Origin of the sequence: Actinomadura sp. NPDC047616, from assembly GCF_040642915.1 — a bacterium.
Taxonomy (GTDB): domain Bacteria; phylum Actinomycetota; class Actinomycetes; order Streptosporangiales; family Streptosporangiaceae; genus Spirillospora; species Spirillospora miaoliensis.
In genome coordinates this window covers 162,256-181,439 of sequence record NZ_JBEYTB010000006.1, presented here as the reverse complement: position 1 = coordinate 181,439, position 19,184 = coordinate 162,256, and the positions used below count along the sequence as shown (strand labels likewise).

20 protein-coding genes are annotated in these 19,184 nt (G+C 71.9%); 12 read left to right on the top strand and 8 right to left on the bottom strand.

Annotated elements, in window-relative coordinates; all coding sequences use genetic code 11:
• Positions 1 to 43: 43 nt before the first annotated feature.
• From ABZ801_RS16580 to ABZ801_RS16570, 3 genes are all read right to left on the bottom strand, one after another.
• Positions 44 to 568, bottom strand: coding sequence for an SRPBCC family protein (locus ABZ801_RS16580; protein ID WP_360698483.1), 525 nt, complete (start codon positions 566 to 568; stop codon positions 44 to 46).
• 334 nt (positions 569 to 902) lie between these two features.
• The gene (locus tag ABZ801_RS16575; RefSeq protein WP_360698481.1) at positions 903 to 1,715 is read right to left on the bottom strand and encodes an acyl-CoA thioesterase domain-containing protein; all 813 of its coding nucleotides are present in this window, start codon (positions 1,713 to 1,715) and stop codon (positions 903 to 905) included.
• A gap of 154 nt (positions 1,716 to 1,869) precedes the next feature.
• On the bottom strand, positions 1,870 to 3,213 hold the full coding sequence (locus ABZ801_RS16570) for a cytochrome P450 (protein ID WP_360698479.1): 1,344 nt from the start codon (positions 3,211 to 3,213) through the stop codon (positions 1,870 to 1,872).
• 96 nt (positions 3,214 to 3,309) lie between these two features.
• On the opposite strand from ABZ801_RS16570, the gene ABZ801_RS16565 reads away from it, so the two are divergent.
• Entirely contained in the window at positions 3,310 to 3,942 is a 633-nt protein-coding gene (locus ABZ801_RS16565; RefSeq protein ID WP_360698477.1) for a TetR/AcrR family transcriptional regulator, read from the top strand.
• A gap of 206 nt (positions 3,943 to 4,148) precedes the next feature.
• Complete coding sequence (locus ABZ801_RS16560) at positions 4,149 to 4,955, top strand: mycofactocin-coupled SDR family oxidoreductase (protein WP_360698475.1); 807 nt, start codon at positions 4,149 to 4,151, stop codon at positions 4,953 to 4,955.
• A gap of 40 nt (positions 4,956 to 4,995) precedes the next feature.
• Here the strand turns inward: ABZ801_RS16560 and ABZ801_RS16555 are convergent, their stop codons facing one another.
• Together ABZ801_RS16555 and ABZ801_RS16550 are read right to left on the bottom strand one after the other, a co-directional pair.
• On the bottom strand, positions 4,996 to 6,075 hold the full coding sequence (locus ABZ801_RS16555) for a tartrate dehydrogenase (RefSeq protein ID WP_360698473.1): 1,080 nt from the start codon (positions 6,073 to 6,075) through the stop codon (positions 4,996 to 4,998).
• Between the two features lie 120 nt (positions 6,076 to 6,195).
• A complete protein-coding gene (locus tag ABZ801_RS16550; RefSeq protein ID WP_360698471.1) occupies positions 6,196 to 7,110 on the bottom strand; it encodes a LysR substrate-binding domain-containing protein in 915 nt (304 codons plus the stop codon).
• Between the two features lie 163 nt (positions 7,111 to 7,273).
• On the opposite strand from ABZ801_RS16550, the gene dctA reads away from it, so the two are divergent.
• Together dctA and ABZ801_RS16540 are read left to right on the top strand one after the other, a co-directional pair.
• Positions 7,274 to 8,665, top strand: coding sequence for a C4-dicarboxylate transporter DctA (gene dctA, locus ABZ801_RS16545; RefSeq protein ID WP_360698469.1), 1,392 nt, complete (start codon positions 7,274 to 7,276; stop codon positions 8,663 to 8,665).
• Positions 8,662 to 8,928: an isoprenylcysteine carboxylmethyltransferase family protein gene (locus ABZ801_RS16540; protein ID WP_360698467.1), complete on the top strand. Its 267-nt coding sequence runs from the start codon at positions 8,662 to 8,664 to the stop codon at positions 8,926 to 8,928. The genes dctA and ABZ801_RS16540 overlap by 4 nt, the downstream gene beginning before the upstream one ends.
• Positions 8,929 to 8,988: 60 nt before the next feature.
• Here ABZ801_RS16540 and ABZ801_RS16535 read toward each other — a convergent pair whose 3' ends face one another.
• On the bottom strand, positions 8,989 to 9,642 hold the full coding sequence (locus ABZ801_RS16535) for a helix-turn-helix domain-containing protein (protein WP_360698465.1): 654 nt from the start codon (positions 9,640 to 9,642) through the stop codon (positions 8,989 to 8,991).
• A gap of 123 nt (positions 9,643 to 9,765) precedes the next feature.
• Positions 9,766 to 10,812, bottom strand: a complete 1,047-nt coding sequence (locus ABZ801_RS16530) for a hypothetical protein (RefSeq protein WP_360698463.1) — start codon at positions 10,810 to 10,812, stop codon at positions 9,766 to 9,768.
• A 154-nt stretch (positions 10,813 to 10,966) separates the two neighbouring features.
• On the opposite strand from ABZ801_RS16530, the gene ABZ801_RS16525 reads away from it, so the two are divergent.
• The 4 genes from ABZ801_RS16525 to ABZ801_RS16510 all read left to right on the top strand — a co-directional run bounded on the left by ABZ801_RS16525 (position 10,967) and on the right by ABZ801_RS16510 (position 14,753).
• The gene (locus ABZ801_RS16525) at positions 10,967 to 11,497 is read left to right on the top strand and encodes a PadR family transcriptional regulator (protein WP_344943490.1); all 531 of its coding nucleotides are present in this window, start codon (positions 10,967 to 10,969) and stop codon (positions 11,495 to 11,497) included.
• The gene (locus tag ABZ801_RS16520; RefSeq protein ID WP_360698461.1) at positions 11,494 to 12,174 is read left to right on the top strand and encodes an ABC transporter ATP-binding protein; all 681 of its coding nucleotides are present in this window, start codon (positions 11,494 to 11,496) and stop codon (positions 12,172 to 12,174) included. Before ABZ801_RS16525 ends, ABZ801_RS16520 begins: the two co-directional genes overlap by 4 nt.
• A gap of 17 nt (positions 12,175 to 12,191) precedes the next feature.
• Positions 12,192 to 13,529 carry an FtsX-like permease family protein gene (locus ABZ801_RS16515; RefSeq protein ID WP_360698459.1) on the top strand — a complete coding sequence of 446 codons (1,338 nt, stop codon included), beginning with the start codon at positions 12,192 to 12,194 and terminating at the stop codon, positions 13,527 to 13,529.
• Between the two features lie 432 nt (positions 13,530 to 13,961).
• Entirely contained in the window at positions 13,962 to 14,753 is a 792-nt protein-coding gene (locus tag ABZ801_RS16510) for an alpha/beta hydrolase (RefSeq protein WP_360698457.1), read from the top strand.
• Positions 14,754 to 14,822: 69 nt separating this feature from the next.
• On the opposite strand, the gene ABZ801_RS16505 is transcribed toward ABZ801_RS16510, so the two are convergent.
• Positions 14,823 to 16,625: an alpha/beta hydrolase gene (locus ABZ801_RS16505; protein ID WP_360698455.1), complete on the bottom strand. Its 1,803-nt coding sequence runs from the start codon at positions 16,623 to 16,625 to the stop codon at positions 14,823 to 14,825.
• Between the two features lie 541 nt (positions 16,626 to 17,166).
• Here ABZ801_RS16505 and ABZ801_RS16500 point away from each other — a divergent pair.
• The 4 genes from ABZ801_RS16500 (at position 17,167) to ABZ801_RS16485 (ending at position 19,174) form a co-directional block, all read left to right on the top strand.
• Positions 17,167 to 17,433, top strand: coding sequence for a hypothetical protein (locus tag ABZ801_RS16500; protein ID WP_360698453.1), 267 nt, complete (start codon positions 17,167 to 17,169; stop codon positions 17,431 to 17,433).
• A 174-nt stretch (positions 17,434 to 17,607) separates the two neighbouring features.
• Positions 17,608 to 18,006, top strand: coding sequence for a hypothetical protein (locus ABZ801_RS16495; RefSeq protein WP_360698451.1), 399 nt, complete (start codon positions 17,608 to 17,610; stop codon positions 18,004 to 18,006).
• Between the two features lie 60 nt (positions 18,007 to 18,066).
• On the top strand, positions 18,067 to 18,366 hold the full coding sequence (locus ABZ801_RS16490) for a hypothetical protein (protein ID WP_360698449.1): 300 nt from the start codon (positions 18,067 to 18,069) through the stop codon (positions 18,364 to 18,366).
• A gap of 223 nt (positions 18,367 to 18,589) precedes the next feature.
• Entirely contained in the window at positions 18,590 to 19,174 is a 585-nt protein-coding gene (locus ABZ801_RS16485; protein ID WP_360698447.1) for a hypothetical protein, read from the top strand.
• Positions 19,175 to 19,184 lie beyond the last annotated feature (10 nt).

Here is a 19,184-nt window from a genome sequence, read left to right as displayed (position 1 = left end):
GGAGGGCTTTCCGACGCAGCCGCGGGCGGTGAGGTGGGTGGGGTCAGGCTTCCGTCCGGCCGGGGGTCTCGGCGCGTTGTTTGATCTCGGCCAGGGTGGCGGTGATGCTCTCCTTGAGCTGGCGCATCCGGACGAGGACGATCTGCTGTTCCTGCTCGGGCATCCGGTCGATCAGCACGGACAGGTTGGAGCGGGCGGGGCCCAACTGCATCCACTGGCTCAACTGCGTACCGCCGGCCTGCGGCCGGAGGGTGAACCGCCAGGTCGCGACCGGATGCTCCGGGTTCTCCACCGCCCAGGCGAACACCCGAGGCGGCTCGAACTCCACGATGTGCGAGGTGGTCTCCCATTCACCGACGGCCTCGTGCCTGTTGCGGCCGACGAAGCGGGCGCCGAGGGCGGGGCCCGAGGCGTCGTCCAGCCAGCGCACCGACTGCAGTTCGGTGCTCATGCTCGGCATCAGCTCGACGTCCGACACGAAGGTCCAGACCCGCTCGGGCGGGGCGTCGACCCATGTGTCCGCCTCGACGGTCGGCCTGTCCGCGTACCGCGCCCCGGTCCACTCCACCGTCGCTCACTCTCCTCCACATGGCCCGTGGCGGCGAGAGTCGCGTAGATAGAGCGACATGTCAAGAATGTCCGAAGGGCCGCCGGGAACGCCGCGGACGTCGGGGCTCGCGAGGAGTCCGAACGGTCGGCGGTGCCCCGAACCGAGGTTCGGTTGCACGTCGCCGGGTGGCCGGGCTGAGCGTCCCGCCGATACTTCCCCGCGGGCATGCCCCGCGCTCCCGCTGTACGCCCAGGTGACGTTGCCCGGCTGCGGCCACTGGACGCAGCAGGGAAGCCCCGCCGAAGTCAACACCGCGCTGCTCGGCTTCCTCGCCCAACCCGCCGCGCGGAGGTCACGGAGGCCCGGAAGCGGGGCGTAGCAGGGCCTCCTGGGCGACGGAGGCGACGACCGTGCCGTCGACGGTCCGTATCGAGCCCTGGGCCAGGCCGCGGCTGCCGACGTGGGCGACGGGGCGCATCGAGTACAGGAGCCACTGGTCGACGCGTGGCGGGCGGTGGAACCAGATCGAGTGGTCGAGGCTGACCCGCAGGCCGTGGCGCGTCTCCGGGCCGGGGGCGCGGGCCGCGCGTACGACGGCGATGTCCGACAGGTACGCGAGCAGGCACGCGTGCGACGCGGTGTCCGGGCCGACCGGCATGGTCACCCGCATCCAGAAGGGATGCGACACCGGGAAAACGCCGGGGCGCGGCGCGGTGACCGGGCGGATGTCGACCGGCTGGTCGTCGCCGAACAGCAGGGGCAACCGCACCGGGCGCAGGTCGCGCGGGGGCGGCACGGACGGCGGGGTGGGCGCCTGCCAGTCCTCGCCGGGTTCGGGGTCGTGGAAGGAGGCGATCATTTCGAAGATCGGCTTGCCTTCCTGGCGGGCGGTCACGCTCCGGGTGGAGAACGCGCGTCCGTCCCGTGTCCTGGTCACCTCGAACCGCACGGGCTCCGCCGGGAGGCCGGGCCGGATGAAGTAGGCGTGCAGGGAGTGCACGGGCCTGGGGCCGTCGATGGTGAGGCCCGCCACGCGGAGGGCCTGCGCCACGACCTGGCCGCCGAAGAGCCGCCTTCGTCCGGGGCCGCGCGGGGCGGCGACGAACAGATCGCCGTCCAGTCGTTCCAGGTGGAGGGGGTTCCACAGCGGTGACGCGTCGCTCACGGGCACCTCTCATCCAGGCGGTGGCGCCGCCGGGACGGCGCCGACCAGTCGAGTGTCGCCGATCTCCACCCGGGCGGCCATCGCGCCCCCCATGCCCCGGGACGTTGGGGGCGGTGGGAGAAGCGGATCGTGCCGTCGTCGACGTGCTCGGTCTTCACCGCGCTCCGCCGGTGGCGGTGGCCGTGGTCGACGGCACCGTCCGGGGCCCGCGCCGGCGTACGACCGCCTGGCCGCCCTTGGCCGGGGCGTTGGCGATTCCCCGCGAGTGCCGTCGCTCGTCCGGCGCGACCGTCGGTATCAGGGTGAAGTCGCGCAGCATGGTGCGCAGGACGACGTTCATCTCCATGGTCGCGAACGCCGCGCCGATGCAGCGCCGCCTGCCGCCGCCGAACGGGATCCACTCGTACAGGTCCGGCCGGGCGTCCAGGAAGCGGGACGGGTCGAAGGCGCGGGCGTCGGGGAACAGCGACTCGTCCTCGTGGATCAGGGAGATGCCGACCAGCACCGTGTAGCCCTTCGGCAGCGTCCACCGTCCGAGCCGGAAGCCGTCGGCCAGCACCTTGCGTCCCACGACGTCGATGACGGGACGGGTGCGCTGCACCTCGGTGATCGTCGCCTCGCGCAGCGCGCCGCCGCCCGCGTCCACCTCCGCGACGAGGTCGCGCAGCACCTCGGGGTGGCGGCGGAGCCGTTCGACCGCCCAGGCGAGGGTCGTCGCGGTCGTCTCGTGCCCGGCGGTGAGCAGGGTGAGCAGCTGGTCGGCGATCTGGCCGCGGCTCATCGGCGAGCCGTCGTCGTAGCGGCTGCGCAGCAGCAGCGCCAGGACGTCGTCGCGTCCGTCGAGGTCCTCCGCCGCCGCCTTGTCGATCAGCCGGTCGACGATCGCGTCGTACCGGCGGCGGGCGATCAGGAACCGGCCCCACGGGCTCCACCGCCCGAGGTCGGTCCGCGGGACCGGCAGCACGGCCAGCCGGGAGCCGTAGGCGACCCACGGCGGCAGCAGCGCGCGCAGTTCGGCCAGCTCGGCGCCCTCGGCGCCGAACACCGCGCGCAGGATGGCGTTCAGCGTGATCCGCATCATCGACGGCAGCGTGGCGAACGGCCGGGCCTGCGGCCAGGACGCCAGCTCCCGCACGGTCTCCTCTTCGATGATCTTCTCGTAGGCCGCGAGCCGGCGGCCGTGGAAGGGCGGGACGAGCAGCTTGCGCTGCCGGTGGTGCTCCTCCCCCGTCAGGGCGAACAGCGAGCCGGGGCCGAGCACCCGGCCGAGATTGGGCTCCAGGTTCTCGACGAGGTCGGGACCGGCCGTGAACAGCTGCTTGATCTCGGCGGCGTCGCTGATGACCACGGCCCGGCCGAAGATGGGCACGTTGACGGTGAAGGCGTCCCCGTAGCGGGCGTGCAGCCTGCGCATCGCCCGCGCCCGGCTGGTCAGCGCGAACGCGCCCTGCAGGAAGCGCGGGGTCGGAGGGCCCGGGGGAAGCGTCACGGTCGTCATGGAGGAGCACCCCTCTCGGCGTGGTACGAGACCGTACCAGGCACGGTACGCCGACGTACCATCTCCTTCAAGGCGAGCAGCGACGGGAGGTATAGCGTGACGACTGTGCGGTCCCTGCATGATCGAGAGGCGGTGCCGGCCGCCGCCGACGACACCGGCGGGTTCCGGCAGCGGCTGCTCGACGGGCTCGCCGCGTCCATCGCGGAGAAGGGCTACCGCGGCACCACGGTCGCCGACATCGTGCGCCGCGCGCGCACCTCGCGGCGCACCTTCTACGAGCACTTCACGAGCAAGGAGGAGTGCTTCATCGTGCTCCTCACCGCCGCCAACGCCGAGATGATCCGCCGCGTCTCCGCCGCCGTCGACCAGACCGCCCCCTGGACGACCCAGGTCCGGCAGGCGATCGAGGCCTGGATCGCCTGCGTCGAGTCGGAACCGGCGATCATGCTGAGCTGGATCCGGGACGTGCCGTCCCTCGGCGACGCCGCGCGCCGCCTGCAACGCGAGGTGATGGAGGCGTTCGTCTCGGTGATCCAGACGTTCTGCGACACCGAGGAGTGGCGCGCCGCGGGCGTCGGCCCGGTGTCGCGGCAGGTCGTCATCATGCTGCTCGGCGGCCTGCGCGAGCTGACCGCGACCACCGTCGAGGACGGCGGCCGCGTCCGCGACTTCACCGAGGTCGCGGTCCAGTCCTCGATCGCCCTGCTCGGGCCGCGCGCCGAGGCGTGACCCGCGGCGGCGGCCCGCCCGAGGCGCGTCGAACGCGCACGGGGCTCGCCCGAATATCCCGGTGAACCCGACCTGGTTTTTTGACACCCAGTGCCATTAGAGTGTTGATCATCATCGGTCCGACGTTCCAGGGGAGTCTTCTGTCCCCCGCGGACGTCCGCCCTGGATCGCCGGTCCGGACAGCTCCGGCCAACGTGGAGGCATCCATGGGACGTTTGACGGGCAAGGTCGCTTTCATCACCGGCGCCGCACGGGGCCAGGGCCGCGCGGAGGCCGTCCGGCTCGCCGCCGAGGGCGCGGACATCATCGCGATCGACCTCCTCGACACGCCCAGCCCGCACGTCTCGTACTCCCCGGCGACGCAGGCCGACCTGGACGAGACCGTCAAGCTCGTGCGGGAGCAGGGGCGGCGGATCGTGGCCCGCAAGGCGGACGTGCGCAGGCTGGACGAACTGCAGGCGGCGATCTCCGAGGGCGTCGCCCAGCTCGGCCGGCTCGACATCGTGGTGGCCAACGCCGGCATCGTGAACTACGGCCGCACCTGGGAGCTGACCGAAGAGCAGTGGGACGACGTCGTCGACATCAACCTCACGGGGGTGTGGAAGACGGTCAAGGCCACGGTGCCGACGCTCATCGAACAGGGCCAGGGCGGCTCGATCATCATCACCAGCTCGGTGGCCGGCCTGAAGGGGCTGCCGTTCCTCGCCCACTACGCCAGCTCCAAGCACGGCGTCGTCGGCCTGGCCAAGGTCCTCGCCAACGAGCTGGGCGAGCACGACATCAGGGTCAACACGATCCACCCGCACGGCGTGCGGACCGGCATGAACGACGGGTCCATGCAGGGGCTCCTGGACGCGTCCCCCAACCTCGGCCCCATCTACATGTCGACGCTGCCCTACGAGGCGGTCGAACCGGAGGACATCGCCAACATGGTCGCCTTCCTGGCCTCCGACGAGGGCAAGTACATCACCGGCAGCCAGTTGCGCGTCGATCTGGGCGCCATCAACCGGTAGGCCCGGTCGCGCGCTCGGGCGGCGGCTGGGCAGGACGCCCCTACGAGAGGTGGTCGATGACCGCCGCGGTGACCTCGGCGGTCTTGGCGCCGCCGCCCAGGTCGGGGGTGAGGACGCCCGCCGCGGTGGTGGCCTCGATCGCCCTGTTGAGACGGGCCGCCTCGTCCGGGAGGCCCAGGTGGTCGAGCATGAGGGCGGCGCTGCCGATGGCCCCGATGGGGTTGGCCACGCCCTGACCGGCGATGTCGGGGGCGGATCCGTGCACCGGCTCGAACATGCTGGGGAAGCGGCGCTCGGGGTTGAGGTTGGCGCTGGTGGCGAGGCCGAGGCTGCCGGCCATGGCGCTGCCCAGGTCGGACAGGATGTCGGCGTGCAGGTTGGACGCCACGACCACCGACAGGTCCTCGGGGCGCAGGACGAACTTGGCGGACATCGCGTCGACCAGCACGCTCTCGGTCTCGACGTCCGGGTAGTCGACCGCGACCCGGGCGAACACCTCGTCCCACAGCACCATCCCGTACTGCTGGGCGTTGCTCTTGGTGACGCTGGAGACCTTGCGGCGGGCGCGGGTGCGGGCGAGGTCGAAGGCGAACCGGATGATGCGCTCGCACCCGGCCTCGGTGAACAACGCCGACTGGACCGCCACCTCGCTGCCCGGGCCGCGGGCGGACAGGTTCCGGCCACCGAGGCCGGAGTACTCGCCCTCGCTGTTCTCGCGGACGACCACCCAGTCGAGTTCGGTGTGGTCGGCCTTGCGCAGCGGGCTGACCACGCCGGGGAGGAAGTGGACCGGACGCACGTTGGCCCACTGGTCGAAGCCCTGGCAGATCTTCAGCCGCAGGCCCCACAGGCTGATGTGGTCGGGCACGCTCGGCCAGCCGACGGCGCCGAAGTAGATCGCGTCGAAGTCCTTCAGGGTCTCCAGGCCGTCCTCGTCCATCATCCGGCCGGTGCGTGCGTAGTGGTCGCATCCCCAGGGGAACTCGGTCCACTCGAAGGCGAACGCGCCGTGCGAGGCGGCGGCGAGCGCGTCCAGGACGGCGCGGCCCGCGGCGACGACCTCGGCGCCCACACCGTCGGCGGGGATGGCGGCGATCCGGAACGTGTGCTGGGACGTCACTGGCACTCCTCGAAGGGGGATCGTCGGGCTCGCGCCGACGCGGAAAGGGACGCGTCGAGTGAAACGCGGCGCGGCCGTACCCGTCCAAGACCGGCTGCCGATGCCGCCGATAGGCGTTGCCTATGCCTCAAGCTCGGGCAATAGGCCGGCGTCCGGCGGCGTGTACGCGCGGGCGGTGCCGAGGAAGGCCGCAGCCGCCGGGCTCAGCGGCGCGGAGCGGCTGAGCAGGGAGATCCGCAGGAACGCCGGCGGGTCCAGCGTGGCCACGCGCGCTCCGGCGCTGCGCGCGAGCGGCGCCCAGGCGGCGGGCAGCACCGCCAGGCCCACCTCGCGCAGCACCAGCGGCAGGATCGAGGTGCGGTGGGCGACCTCGGCGACGATGTGCAGGTCGGTGCCGGAGGCCATGATCTCGTCGACGATCTGACGCATGCGGCTGCCGCGCGGCGACACGATCATCCGCGCGCCCGCCAGCGCCGTCCGCGGCACGGGATCACCGGCCGGGAAGGGCCCGCCGGCCGCGCCCACCAGGATGAACGCCTGGTCCCCGAGCGGCAGCACGTCCAGCCCGGGCGGCGCCGTCCACTCGGCCGACCCGACGAGCCCGAGCTCGCAGGAGCCGTCGCGCACCTTCTGCGCGACCTCGTCGGGGGTGAAGGCCGCCTCGGCGCTCAGGGTGATGCCCGGATGGCGTTCGCTGAACGCGCGGGTCAGCGCGCCCAGCGGCTCGATGCCGGGCGACGGCATGGTCACCAGCTCGACCCGGCCCCGCCGCAGCCCCTTCATCGACTCCATCGCGGCGCGGGCGGTGCTGAGGTCCCGCATCACCTGGCGGGCGTGGCCGGCCAGCTCGCGCCCGGCGTCGCTGACCACGACCCCGCGGCCGGTCCGGTGGAACAGCAGGACGCCGAGCTCGCGCTCCAGCTGCGCGATGGCCTGCGACAGCGAGGGCTGCGCGATCAGCAGGTGCTCGGCGGCGCGGCCGAACCCGCCGTGGTCGACGATGGCCAGGAAGTATTCGAGCTGTCGAGCGTCCATCGTGCCTCCTCGGAGCGGGCGACTCATAGGCGCAACCTATAGGGGGCGTAGGAAGCCGGTCTTTGACGAATGGCTGTGACAGCGGTCACCGTGGGCGCACCGTCCACCCCCTGCTCGGACCGAACGGTATTCGTCCCGGTCGCCACCCCCTCCAGGAGGTCTGATGAGCCAGCCCGAGAACGCCGCCCACGTGCCGCGCCGCACGTCCGGGCCCTGGTACCGGCAGCTGTACGTGCACGTCCTGATCGCGATCGTCATCGGCATCGTGCTCGGCTGGCGGTGGCCGGACCTCGGCCAGGCCATGGAACCGATCGGGACGACCTTCATCACCGCGATGAAGATGCTCATCGGCCCCATCGTCTTCCTGACGATCATCGGTGGCATCGGCGGCGTGGCGGACCTGAAGAAGGTCGGCGTGACCGGGCTCAAGGCGCTCGGCTACTTCCAGGTGGGCACCATCATCGCCCTGCTCACCGGGCTCGTGGCGATCAACATCTTCCGGCTCGGGGAGGGCGTGCACGCCGACCCCGCGAAGATCACCACCACCGAGACGGCACAGCAGTACATCAGGACGGGCGAGTCCCAGCACTGGTGGGAGTTCCTCACCGGCCTGGTCCCCGACAGCTTCTTCGGCGCGTTCGTCGAGGGCGACATCCTCCAGGTCATCTTCCTCGCCGTGCTGTTCGGCATCGCCCTGAAGTCCGTCGGCCCGGTGGGCGAGCCCATCATCGACGGGGTCAGGCGGCTGACCGAGGTCGTGTTCAAGGTCCTGGGCCTGGTGATGAAGGCCGCCCCGCTGGGCGCCTTCGGCGCCATGGCCTACGCCATCGGCAAGTTCGGCCTGTCCACCCTCACCAGCCTCGGCTCACTGATCGCGCTGTTCTACGCGACCTCGATCCTGTTCGTCGTCATCGTGCTGGGCGGCGTGCTCGCGGCGTACGTCCGGCTGAACATCTTCCAGCTCTTCCGCTACCTCAAGGAGGAGTTCTTCCTCATCCTGGGCACCTCCACCGCCGAGCCCGCCCTGCCCGGCCTCATGCGCAAGCTGACGTTCATGGGCGCCGACCGCACGACCGTGGGCCTGGTGGTGCCGACCGGCTACAGCTTCAACCTCGACGGCGCCGCCATCTACCTGTCCCTGGCCACCCTGTACATCGCCCAGGCCACCGACACGCCCCTGACCGTCGGCCAGCAGCTCGGGCTGCTCGCGGTGATGCTGCTGACCTCCAAGGGAGCGGCCGGCGTCGCGGGCGGCGGGTTCATCGCCCTCACCGCGACCCTCTCCACCGTCGGCACCGTCCCGGCCGCCGGGATCATGCTCATCTTCGGCATCGACAAGTTCATGTCCGAGTGCCGCGCCCTGGTCAACTTCTACGGCAACGCGGTCGCCACCCTCTTCGTCGCCAAGTGGAGCAACGCCCTGGACCTGGACCGCGCCCGGAAGGTCCTCTCCGGACAGCTCACCCCCGCCGCGGAACCCGAGGGCCCGGAAGAGGTCCCCGCCGGCACGCCCGACCCCGTACGGCACGCCGAGATGGAGAAGGTGGACGGTTGACCGGGCTCTACAGGTACGTCCGGAACCCCATGTACGTGGCGATCCTGGCCATCATCCTGGGGCAGTCCCTGCTCCTGTGGCGGCCCGTGCTGCTCGCCTACGCCGTACTGGTCTGGGCCGTGCCCGCGGCGTTCGTTCGCTGGTACGAAGAACCGAGTCTGGCCCGCCGGTTCGGTGCTCAGTACGACGCCTACAAGCGCGCCGTCCCGGCGTGGTGGCCGCGGCTGCGTCCCTGGCGGCCGACGCACGGAACCGGCAGGTGAGATCCTCGCGGTGAGGCCGGGTGCGCTCCGCGCCCCGGCCTTACCGGGCCGTCGGCCTGGTCAGTGCGGATCGGGGCGGCCGAAGACGGCGCGGACGAACAGTTCGGTGTGCCGGGCGGCGCGTTCCCTGGCCGTCGCGCGCTGCTCGGACGTGGCGTCGGCGTGCAGCCACAGGACCCGGGCCTGCCCGACCGGGGCGAGCAGCGCGTACGCCAGGTCGAACGGGGCGCCGAGGTCGGCGGAGACGGCCCCGGCGCGGATCCACCGGGTGAAGAAGGCGGCCACCCGCTCCATCGCGTCGTCGAGGTTCGCGGCCATCGCCGGGTCGTGCACCAGCCCGTCACGGACCATCAGGCTGGTCAGCAGGCGGCCGTCAGGGGTGTCCCACCTGTCCACGACCCGCCGGACCAGTTCGCGGACGAACCCGGGCGGGTCCCGGTCGGCCAGCGCGGGGTCGATGTCGGCCAGCACGCCGGCCACCCCCTGCGGCCCCAGCCGGCCGAGGGCGGCCTCGAAGATGGCCCGCTTGCTGGGGAAGTGCGCGTAGAGCACGCTCTCGCTCAGCCCCACCTCGCGGGCGATCGCCCGGATCGAGGTGCCCGCGAACCCCTTCTGCGCGAACAGCCGCAGCGCCGCCTCCACCAGCGCCGCCTTGGTGTCCCCGGCCTCGGACTTGGGGGGACGTCCCGGCCCGCGGCGGGCCGGTCCGCTCATCGTCGCCACAGTTCCGTAACCTCCCCCCGTATCCAAGCACGCGCCCGGCGCCGGCCGTGCGGTGACGGGCCCGGCGGCCGCGGCCGGTGACGCGGCGCCGGGCGGCCGTCCGTCCAGGGAGCGTCAGTGGCTCAACGCCGGGGACGCCGCCGCGCCCAAACCTCGCCGCCGCGCGGCCGGGACCGCGAGGAGCACGATGCCCAGCAGCCCCCACACCGCCAGCACCAGGTACGGACCGCCGACCGCGTTGCCGTCGAAGTAGACGGTGTTGCGGGTGATGTCGATGCCCGCCGCGGCCGGGAGCAACCGCCCGATCGCCCCGTACCACTCGGGGACGAAGTGCGGGCCGATCGGCCCGCCGCCGGCCGGGACCCCGATCGGCACGAACAGCAGTGCCGTCAGCGCCGCTCCGGGCGGGCCGATCAGGCGCAGCGCGCCCGCCGTGACACTGCTGATCACGAACGCCAGCACCGCGCCGATCCCCCACAGCTCCCAGGGGGCGCCGGTGAGCGAGCCGGTCAGCCCGGCCGCCACCCAGGCGTTGGCGCCGCCCAGCACCACTGCCCCGGCGGTGACCGCCGCCAGCCGCGGCCACGCGGGCAGCCAGGGCGCGGCCACCGCCAGCAGGATCGCCAGCGCGATGGCGGGGATGGTGAGCGTGATGACGAAGAACATCGAGGAGATGCCGTTGCCGTCGTCACGCGGCAACGGCCGCAGGTCCTCCACCGTGAGCCGCCGCCCGCTCGCCTGGCTGACGGCCTGGAAGCCCTGGGTGAGGATGGAGCTGGACATCCGCCCGGACGCGGACGCGATGAGCAGCCTGTTGCCGCCGGGCCCGGGGACGAACACCGCGTCCACCTCGCGCTCCAGCAGCGCCTGCCGCGCCGCCCCCTCGTCGCGGTAGGTCTTCGGCTCGAACGCGCCCTCCGTGCGCTGCCGCATCGCCTTCGCGACCGCGGCGGCGTCGCCCTGGACGACGACCGCGACCGGCACGTCGCGCGGTTCCGGACGGTGCAGCGCGCCCAGGAACGACCAGGCGAACAACATCCCGATCAGCGTCGTCACCACGATGACGGCGATCGGCCTCCTCCGGTCGTGCGCCCCGTGCGATCCCCCGGCGCCACCTCCTGTCTCCGCTCTCGTCCCGGTTCCCGTGTCCCGCTCTGCCATGACGTCCTCCACGCCTGTGTGGTCCAACGCTTCATAAAATAATCAGGCGCTCGATTATTTTCTAGCCCCAGTTCCCGAAGGCACGTGAGCAGGGGAAACGTCTGGCCAGCACTGCTATTCACTCGGTGTATACCTCGGGTGTATAGTCGCGGGCATGTCGACACCGCAGATCCTGCTGGCGCTGCTCGCCGAGCGCCCCAAGCACGGATACGAACTCAAGCGGGAACACGACGAGCGGTTGCCGGGAGCCAAGCCACTGCCGTACGGCCAGGTCTATTCGACGCTGCAGCGGCTGGAGCGGGACGGGTTCGTGGCCGTCGCCGAGGTCGTCCAGGAGGGCGGGCCCGAGCGCACTGTCTACGAGCTGACGGCGAAGGGCACCGAGCGGATGCGGGCCTGGCTCGCCGAGACCGAACCGCCCCTCCCCTACGTCGGCGGCGCCCTGTTCAGCCGGGTCGTCATGGCACTGGTGGCGGGCGGCGACGCGCGCGCCGGGCTGGACCGGCAGCGCGCCGCCCACCTTGAGCGGATGCGCGAGCTGACCCGCGCCAAGACGGCCCCCGGCGCGTCCGCCGCCGAGGTGCTGGCCGCCGACTACGCCCTGCTGCACCTGGACGCCGACCTGCGGTGGATGGAACTGGCCGTGCACCGCCTGGCCGACCTGACCAAGGAGATCAGCCGATGAGTCCGCTTCTGCACGCCCGCGACGTCACCAAGACGTTCGGCCGCACCCAGGCGCTGCGCGGCGCGTCCCTGACGATCGAGGCCGGGGAGGTCGTGGCGATCTCCGGTCCGAGCGGCTCGGGCAAGAGCACCCTGCTGCACTGCCTGGCCGGAATCGTCGCCCCCGACGAGGGCGAGATCCACTACGGCGAGACCCGCCTGGACGAGCTGGACGAGGACGCCCGCACCCGCCTGCGGCGCGAGGCGTTCGGCATCGTGTTCCAGTTCGGCGGGCTGGTGCCGGAGCTGACCGCCGAGGAGAACGTGGCGGTGTCGCTGATGTTCGGCGGGGCCGGCCGCGCGGAGGCGTCCGAGACCGCGCGGGAATGGCTGGACCGCGTCGGCGTGGGCGACTGCGCGTCGCTGCGGCCCGGTGAGCTGTCGGGCGGCCAGGCGCAGCGGGTCGCCCTGGCCCGGGCGCTGGCCACCGAGCCCGCGGTCGTCTTCGCCGACGAGCCCACCGGCGCGCTCGACAGCGTCGCGGGCGAGGAGGTGCTCGGCCTGCTGCTCGGGGTGGCCCGCGAGCGCGGCGCCACCGTCGTCCTGGTCACCCACGACAACCGGATCGCCGCGTTCGCCGACCGCGAGGTCGTGGTGCGCGACGGCGTGGTGACCGAGGTCCCGGCGGTGACCCGATGACCCGGGGCGGGAGGCGCATGCTGTTCGACGTCGCCGCGATGCTGGCGCGCGGCACCTCCCGCGCCGAACGGCGGCGGCGCCGGCTGCTGACCTGCTGCGCCGCCCTGGCCACGTTCTTCCTGCTCGGCGCGGTGAACCTGCTGCTGATCCGGGGCACCACCTACACCGCGTGGGCGGGGCTGGTCAGCGAGGCGGGGCTGCGGCCGGGCACCGCGCTGGCGCTGGCGCTGCTCGTCGTCCCGGTGCTGGCGCTGCTGCACCAGAGCGGACGGGTCGCCCAGGCCACCCAGGAGCGGCGGCTGGCGGCGCTGCGGCTGGCCGGCGCCACACCGAGGGACGTCAGGCGGCTGGCGGCGGTCGAGGCGGCCCGCATCGGCACGGCGGGGGCGGTCATCGGGGGCATCGCCTACGTGTGCGCGCAGCGGGCGGCGATGGCCGCCCTGGGGGTGCGCGACACGGGGCGGTACGCGATCGCACCCTGGGTGGTTCCGGTCGTTCTCGTCCTGGTGGTGGCGGCAGCGGCGGCCGTCAGCCTGCTGGTGTCCCGCCACGTCGTCACCTCGCCGCTGCGCGTCGCCCGGCGCGGCGCCCGTCCCCATCCGGCCCGCGCCACGATGATCCCGCTGCCCATCGGCATGCTGCTCATGGTCGTGGGCGCGCTCACCAATTCGATCGACAAGGTCGGGGCGCCGCTGTTCGTCCTCGGCGCCGTCGCCACCCTCCTCGGCGTCGTGGTGGGCGCCAGCCGTCTGGTCCTGGAGGGGGCCCGCCTGGCCGGGCGCCGGGCCCGGCGCCCGGAGACGCTCCTGGCGGCGCGGGCCCTGGAGGCCGACCCCCGCGCCGCGGGCCGCACCATGGCGGTCGTCGGCCTGGTGGTCGTCTTCGGCACGGGCGCCGGCGCCATCGAGTGGGACGTGATCTACAACGCCTCCTCGACGGGCGAGCCGATCGAGCGGTTCTGGCTGGTCAGCTTCGGACTGACCTATCTGGCGCTGCTGTTCGCCCTGCTCGTGGCGGTCACCGCGCTGGTGGTCCACCGGGCCGAATCGCTGCTGGAGAGCGGTCGCTCCATGGCGGCGCTGGCCGCGGTCGGGGCGCCGGTGGCGTCCCTGCGGCGGGCGGCCGTGCGCCAGACGCTCATCGCCGCGACTCCGGTGTGCGCGGCCGCGGCCCTGGCCACGCTCGTCGGCATGACGCCGACCATCTCGGCAACGAGCCTGCCGATGATCGCCTGGACGGTCGGCCGGGCCCTGCTCATGGTCGTGCTCGCCGTGGCGGCCGCCGCCGCCGTCACCGCCGCGTCCGGTCGTCTCCTCTCCCGCGCCGCCGCCCCGGAGCGTCTCCGCACCGAGTAGGCCCTCGCCCGGACGCGTGCGGCGTCCGGGGGCATCCGACCAGGCAGCCCGTGAAGCCGGCGGCCCGGCACCTGCCGCCGCCGGCTCCACGGGCTGCCTTGTGCCGTGCGGGCCTGATTCACGTGCGGGCCCGGTTCACAGGTGTTCGACCACGCTCCGGCACCGCCACAGCCGACTGACAAGAGCCTCGAGAAACGTTGTCGGCGGCTGCGAAGTCAATGCCGCGGAAGTGACTCAGAATCATCGGCACCGCACCGAGCCGGCCGCCCAGGAACGCGCATGCCGACCGTTTTGACGGACGGTCGTTCACGGCCCTTTCCCAGCGGCGTACGGCCTGGAGAAAGGTGGCCAATGAGGAAATCGCTGAGAGCGATCGCAGTGATCGCGGCGCTTGTCACGGGAGCCATGTACGCACCCGCCGCACAGTCCGCGGTGAGCAGCGCGGCGAATCCGTACCAGCGCGGCCCCGCGCCGACCGAGGCGAGCTTGAAGGCCGAACGCGGCCCCTTCCAGGTCGCCCAGAAGAAGGTGTCGGCGTTCAGCCATCCGGGCATCCGCGAAGGCACGATCTACTATCCCACCGACACCGCCCAGGGGCCCTTCGGCGGAATCGCCGTCATTCCCGGATTCGTCTCTCCGGAACTGACCGTCAGCTGGTACGGGCCGCGGCTGGCGTCCGAGGGCTTCGTCGTCATGACCCTGGAGACGACCACCGGGCTGGACCTGCCCGAGGCGCGCGCGGCGCAACTGCTGGCCGCGCTGGATTATCTGAAGAAGGACACCACGGTCAGGGACCGTCTCGACCCGTCCCGGCTCGCCGTCATGGGCTGGTCGATGGGCGGCGGCGGCACCCTGCGCGCGGCCCGGCAGATGCCCGCCCTCAAGGCCGCCGTCCCGCTGGCGCCCTGGGACGTGGGCGTGGACTTCGGCGACATCAGCGTCCCGACGTTCCTCATCGGAGCCGACAACGACTTCATCGCCGGCACCGGCGCGCACGCCGAGCCGTTCTACGAGTCGATCAGAAACGCCGAGAAGGCCTATCTGGAACTGGAGAACTGCGGGCACTTCTGCTTCACCGTCGAGAACGAGACCATCGCCGAATACACGATCGCCTGGATGAAGCGGTGGGTCGACAACGACACCCGCTACAACGAGATCCTGTGCCCGGGCCCGCCCGGAAACAGCTCGGCCGTCCAGGAGTACAGGTCGACCTGCCCGTTCTGACGGGCCGCCGCGCACGTGCCGGGCGGATCGCTTGTCAAGCGATCCGCCCGGCGTCGTGTCTTCTCTAGGTCACCGGGTGCCGAGCAGCACGGACGGCGGCACCGGCGTGGCCACCGGCGGCAGCTGCTTGGCGGCGCCGCCGGCCTTGACCTGCGCGGCCATGGCGGAGGCGTCCGCCGCGCCCCGGTCCTTGCGGGCCGTGGCGGGGTCGGCGGCGAACGGCTGGATGTCGCCGACGCAGACCGTGCCCTTGGCGGGAAGCGTGCCGTGGACGAGGTAGCGGTCGACGGCGTTCGTCACGCAGGCCGAGGTGCCGTAGGCCGTGTGCCCCCAGCTGTCGCTGGACAGCAGGCGGCTGCCCGGCAGCAGCTTGTTGGAGGAGACGGACTCGATGTAGTTGGTCGCCGGGTCGTAGTAGTTGCCGACGAACAGGACGGGTGCGCTGGTGCGGCGGTTGAACGGACCGGTGTAGGCGTCCTCGTCACGGACCGTCCACGTCCTGCCGGCGCACTGGGCGCTGCTCCAGCCCCACGCGCGGCCGAAGTAGGGCGCGCGCTTGTCGGACTTGGCGGTCAGCGCGGGCCAGCTCCCGGCGTCCTTGGGGTGGCGTCCGTCGGTGCAGGTGACACCGCTGAACGCCTCCAGGCTGTTGTCGTAGGGGAAGTCCTGGACGGAGACCCTGCCGGCGGCGTTCTTCTCGCGCTCGACCTGGGCGCGGCGCGCCGCGATGCGGTCGGCCAGGGCCTTCTTCGCGGCCTTGGCCCGCGCCGTGCCCGTGCCGGACGTGGCCGCCCACAGTTCGGTGAGCGAGGAGTCGATGCCCTGGTATCCCTGCGGGTCGTACAGCATGCCGAGCATGCCGCCGACGAGGTCGGCATAGGTGACGGTGTAGCCGTCGAGGTCGGCGGGCTTGGCCTTCAGCCGCTTGGCCAGCGTGTCGAAGTTCTTGACCGGGTCGCCGTACTGGGCGAACTCGCATTTGGTCGCGCCGGCCTTGCCGCAGCGGGCCAGGATCTCCCGCAGCGCCTTGTACGCGCCGTCGGCCGAACGCAGCCGGTCGTCGAGGATCTGCCCGGCGGTCTTCGACGTGCCGACCCAGGAGATCGGGTTGATGACGCCGTCCGCCACCACGGCCCGCGTCCGGTCGGGGAACATGTTGGCGTAGTACTGGCCGAGCGCCGTGCCGTAGCTGAAGCCCAGGTAGGTCAGCTTCTTGTCGCCTACCGCACGGCGCAGCACGTCCATGTCCCGGGCGGCCTCCGCGGTGGACATCGCGCCCGCCAGCGACTTGCCGGTGGTGGAGCAGCCCTTGCCGAGCGCCTTCGCCGACGCGACGAACGCCCGCTCCTCCTTGCCGCCCATGGGGAACGCGACGTTCAGCCCGGCGAACGCCTTGGTCTGGTCCTTGACGTTCCGGAAGCACTTGACGTTGTCGCTGAAGCCGATGCCGCGCGGGTCGAAGCCCACGATGTCGAAGCGGTCCAGCACGTCGTCACCGAGGAACTGTGCCGCCTGGAACGCCATCGCGGTGCCCTGACCGCCCGGACCGCCCGGGTTGACGAACAGGCTGCCCATCCGCTTCTTGGGGTTGCGGGCCTTGACCCGCAGCACCGCGATCTCGGTGGTGGCGCCCTTGGGCTTGTCGTAGTCCAGCGGAAGACGGAGCGTCGCGCACTCGGCGATGTCGAAGCACTTGTACCAGCCGAGCTTGGGGGTCGGCACGCTGTCAACGCGCTTCTTCTCGATGCCGCTCGTCGTGTCCCCGGCCGGGGCGAGCCGGCTGTCGGGTGCGGCGAGGGCGACTGCGGGCACGGCCGGTACGAGCACGGCGCCCGCCGTCACGACCGTGAGGATCCTGGGTCTCAAACGCATGCAGGTCCTTCCTGTGGGGGGTTGTGGCCCCTTCCGGACGCCACGCGGACGCCGGAAGAGCCGTTCGCCGCCTCCCCCGGGCACCCGGAAGCACCTGTGCGTCACGCCGCGCGTGCGGCGCTGTGTTGTGTTCCGCCCCGGGGGGTGGGCGCGCTCGCGGCCCGGTCGCCGCGTGGTCCGGCGACGGCGACCCGGCTTGAGCATTTTGGCCCGTTGAGTGTGTCATTTCGGGGCTAATCCAGTGATCCACCAATTGGGCTGTTATGCGGCTGTGAAAGATCAGCCCGAGGGATGATGACTCGTACCCCGCGTCCCTCGCCGCCGGGAGGGGATGCCGCTCACCGCGCCCCTGTCGCCGCTCGTCCCGCCCAACGCCTCCACGGCCGTCATCGCACCCGCGCAGGCCCCCGCGTCCGCCGCGCCCGCACCGCTCTGAGAAGGGTTTGCGCAGCTCATCCGGGAAATGAAGGGCTAGCGGCGGGCGATCTCGGCTGGCTTTGGGGGGCGCAGCGTCATGCCTGTCCGCTGTCCCTTCACGCCGATGCTCGCGACCGCCGTCGACGACTTCCGCCGCACGCCCGCCGCCGAAGACCATCCCTGGCCCGCCGAACTGCCAGCGAGCTGGTTCGGCGGCCTGCCCACCGCCCGGCCGCCGACCCCCTACACCCGCGTCACTCCCACCCTGGTCGTGGAGGTCGCCGTCGACATCGCCACCAGCCACGGCCGCTGGCGCCACCTGGCCCGCCTGCAGGACGTCCGCGGTGACCTGCGCCCCACGGACGTGCCCAAGGATCTCGACCTGGAGTGACACCCGACGGCCGACGCCGGGCGACCGCGGCGGGAACCGCCGCAAGGCCGATGTACGAGGTTTCCCGGATACCTGTTCAGCAGCAACGATTACAGAATGTCACCATCAGATCACAGAGAAAGGGGAAGATCGGCCATGGAGGCGATCACACCGTCAGGGGCCTTTCTCCACAGAGTGACGGGGAGTCACGTCGCGCTCGGCGTGCTGGTCGCGGCGGGCTTCTTCGCGCCCGGTCCGGCGCTGGCCGCCGATGACCGACCGTGCGCGCCCCCCGTACCGCACCCCGAGTACGAGAAGGTGCAGTACTGCCCGCTGAGCCGCGGCAACGTCCCCGTCTACGCCAACCACGACCAGGGGTCGGGGATCATCGGCCATCTCCGCAAGGGAGGCAGCGCCAACTGGTTCTTCGGCTACCAGTGCCGGGGCGGGACCGTCCGTCTGGGCAACCTGGCGAACGACTGGTGGGCCGCCACGAAGGCCGACAACGGCAAGCTCGGCTGGGTGCCGGAGATCTACTTCGCGGGCGGCGACAACTTCGAGCCGGACGCCGGGCTGAGGCAGAGCTGCGGCTGAGTCCCGGTGCGGACGACCACCTTCACGGAGGAAATGTTGAAGGCATCGAGAACGATCCTCATGGGAATCGCGTCACTGGTCGCCGGACTGCTGTCTCCGGTCCCCGCGGCACAGGCCGCCGACGGCCGTGGCGGTGACTTCACCGCTCACGGCGTCAAGATCCGCGCGGTTCCCCGGCTCAACGGCCACGTCCGCGGGCACGGCAACCCCGGCGACGGCTTCACCTGGAACGGCGGCCAGAGCTTCGCCGACCCGGTGACCTGCCCGAACGGCGAGGTCAAGGACCACTGGACCTACGTGATCAACAACAGGACCAAGGTGGAGGGCTACGTCTCCGACTGCTTCATCAGGGAGGACTAGCACCCACCCGCAAAGGCGGCCCCCCGGACCGACCCGCAGCTCCGGGACCTGCCGACCGCCGCCCGCACGCACCGCGCGCCGCGCTCGCGGTGCGTGCTCTCGTTCTGGCGGCGCACGTGAACACGCGGCCTCCGTGCGCCGCCCCCCACACACACCGCCCCCACGGGGGGAGGTGCCATGACAGCTGATCATCAACTGGTGATCGGAAGTAATGTCTGACCGCATGGAAACGGACCGACGCGTGATCCTCGCCGGAGGCTGGACGGCGATCACATTCCTGTTCGTCACGACCCTCATGACCTGGCCGTCCGCACCAGCCGACGAGCCCCCCTTCACCGCGTCGAGTGCGGCGTGGGCCTTGGTGACCCTGGCCGTCATGGCGACGGTCGCGACGCTCGCGGTCCTGGCGGCGAAGGATGTCGCCCAAGGGCGCGACGACCTCGCTGTGGGCGGCCTGGCGCTGGGCGTGGTCGCGTGGCTTTTCGGCGGCCTGGTCGATCTCTTCCTCTACGAATTGATCGTGCCGTACAACTTCATTTCCAACATCGCGGGCCAGGTCTGCGGCGGCTCGGGCGGCGCGGGCACATTCGAATGCGTCAACCGGCCGGGCTCGGCCCTTGAGACACTGGGCGTCGTGTCCGCCGTATCGGCGACTCCCGTAGCGGCGTTCCTGCTGTGGTTCGGCAGGCGCTCGCCCCTGTGCGCACACCTCACGCCGGTCATCATCTTCGGCGCCTATCTGCTGGCCCTGCGCCTCTGGCAACCCCACGAGGGCCTGGGCGTCCCCGTCCGCCCCACCTTCCCTTGACCGGCGACCG

What these genes read in the sequence shown, in the direction of transcription:
- ABZ801_RS16490 (WP_360698449.1), top strand. Translation starts at nt 18,067, where the DNA reads ATGGGAATCGCGTCACTGGTCGCCGGACTGCTGTCTCCGGTCCCCGCG.
- ABZ801_RS16535 (WP_360698465.1), bottom strand. Translation starts at nt 9,642, where the DNA reads ATGAGCGGACCGGCCCGCCGCGGGCCGGGACGTCCCCCCAAGTCCGAG.
- ABZ801_RS16570 (WP_360698479.1), bottom strand. Translation starts at nt 3,213, where the DNA reads ATGACGACCGTGACGCTTCCCCCGGGCCCTCCGACCCCGCGCTTCCTG.
- ABZ801_RS16500 (WP_360698453.1), top strand. Translation starts at nt 17,167, where the DNA reads ATGCTCGCGACCGCCGTCGACGACTTCCGCCGCACGCCCGCCGCCGAA.
- ABZ801_RS16485 (WP_360698447.1), top strand. Translation starts at nt 18,590, where the DNA reads ATGGAAACGGACCGACGCGTGATCCTCGCCGGAGGCTGGACGGCGATC.
- ABZ801_RS16505 (WP_360698455.1), bottom strand. Translation starts at nt 16,625, where the DNA reads ATGCGTTTGAGACCCAGGATCCTCACGGTCGTGACGGCGGGCGCCGTG.
- dctA (WP_360698469.1), top strand. Translation starts at nt 7,274, where the DNA reads ATGAGCCAGCCCGAGAACGCCGCCCACGTGCCGCGCCGCACGTCCGGG.
- ABZ801_RS16550 (WP_360698471.1), bottom strand. Translation starts at nt 7,110, where the DNA reads ATGGACGCTCGACAGCTCGAATACTTCCTGGCCATCGTCGACCACGGC.
- ABZ801_RS16530 (WP_360698463.1), bottom strand. Translation starts at nt 10,812, where the DNA reads ATGGCAGAGCGGGACACGGGAACCGGGACGAGAGCGGAGACAGGAGGT.
- ABZ801_RS16560 (WP_360698475.1), top strand. Translation starts at nt 4,149, where the DNA reads ATGGGACGTTTGACGGGCAAGGTCGCTTTCATCACCGGCGCCGCACGG.
- ABZ801_RS16515 (WP_360698459.1), top strand. Translation starts at nt 12,192, where the DNA reads ATGCTGTTCGACGTCGCCGCGATGCTGGCGCGCGGCACCTCCCGCGCC.
- ABZ801_RS16525 (WP_344943490.1), top strand. Translation starts at nt 10,967, where the DNA reads ATGTCGACACCGCAGATCCTGCTGGCGCTGCTCGCCGAGCGCCCCAAG.
- ABZ801_RS16520 (WP_360698461.1), top strand. Translation starts at nt 11,494, where the DNA reads ATGAGTCCGCTTCTGCACGCCCGCGACGTCACCAAGACGTTCGGCCGC.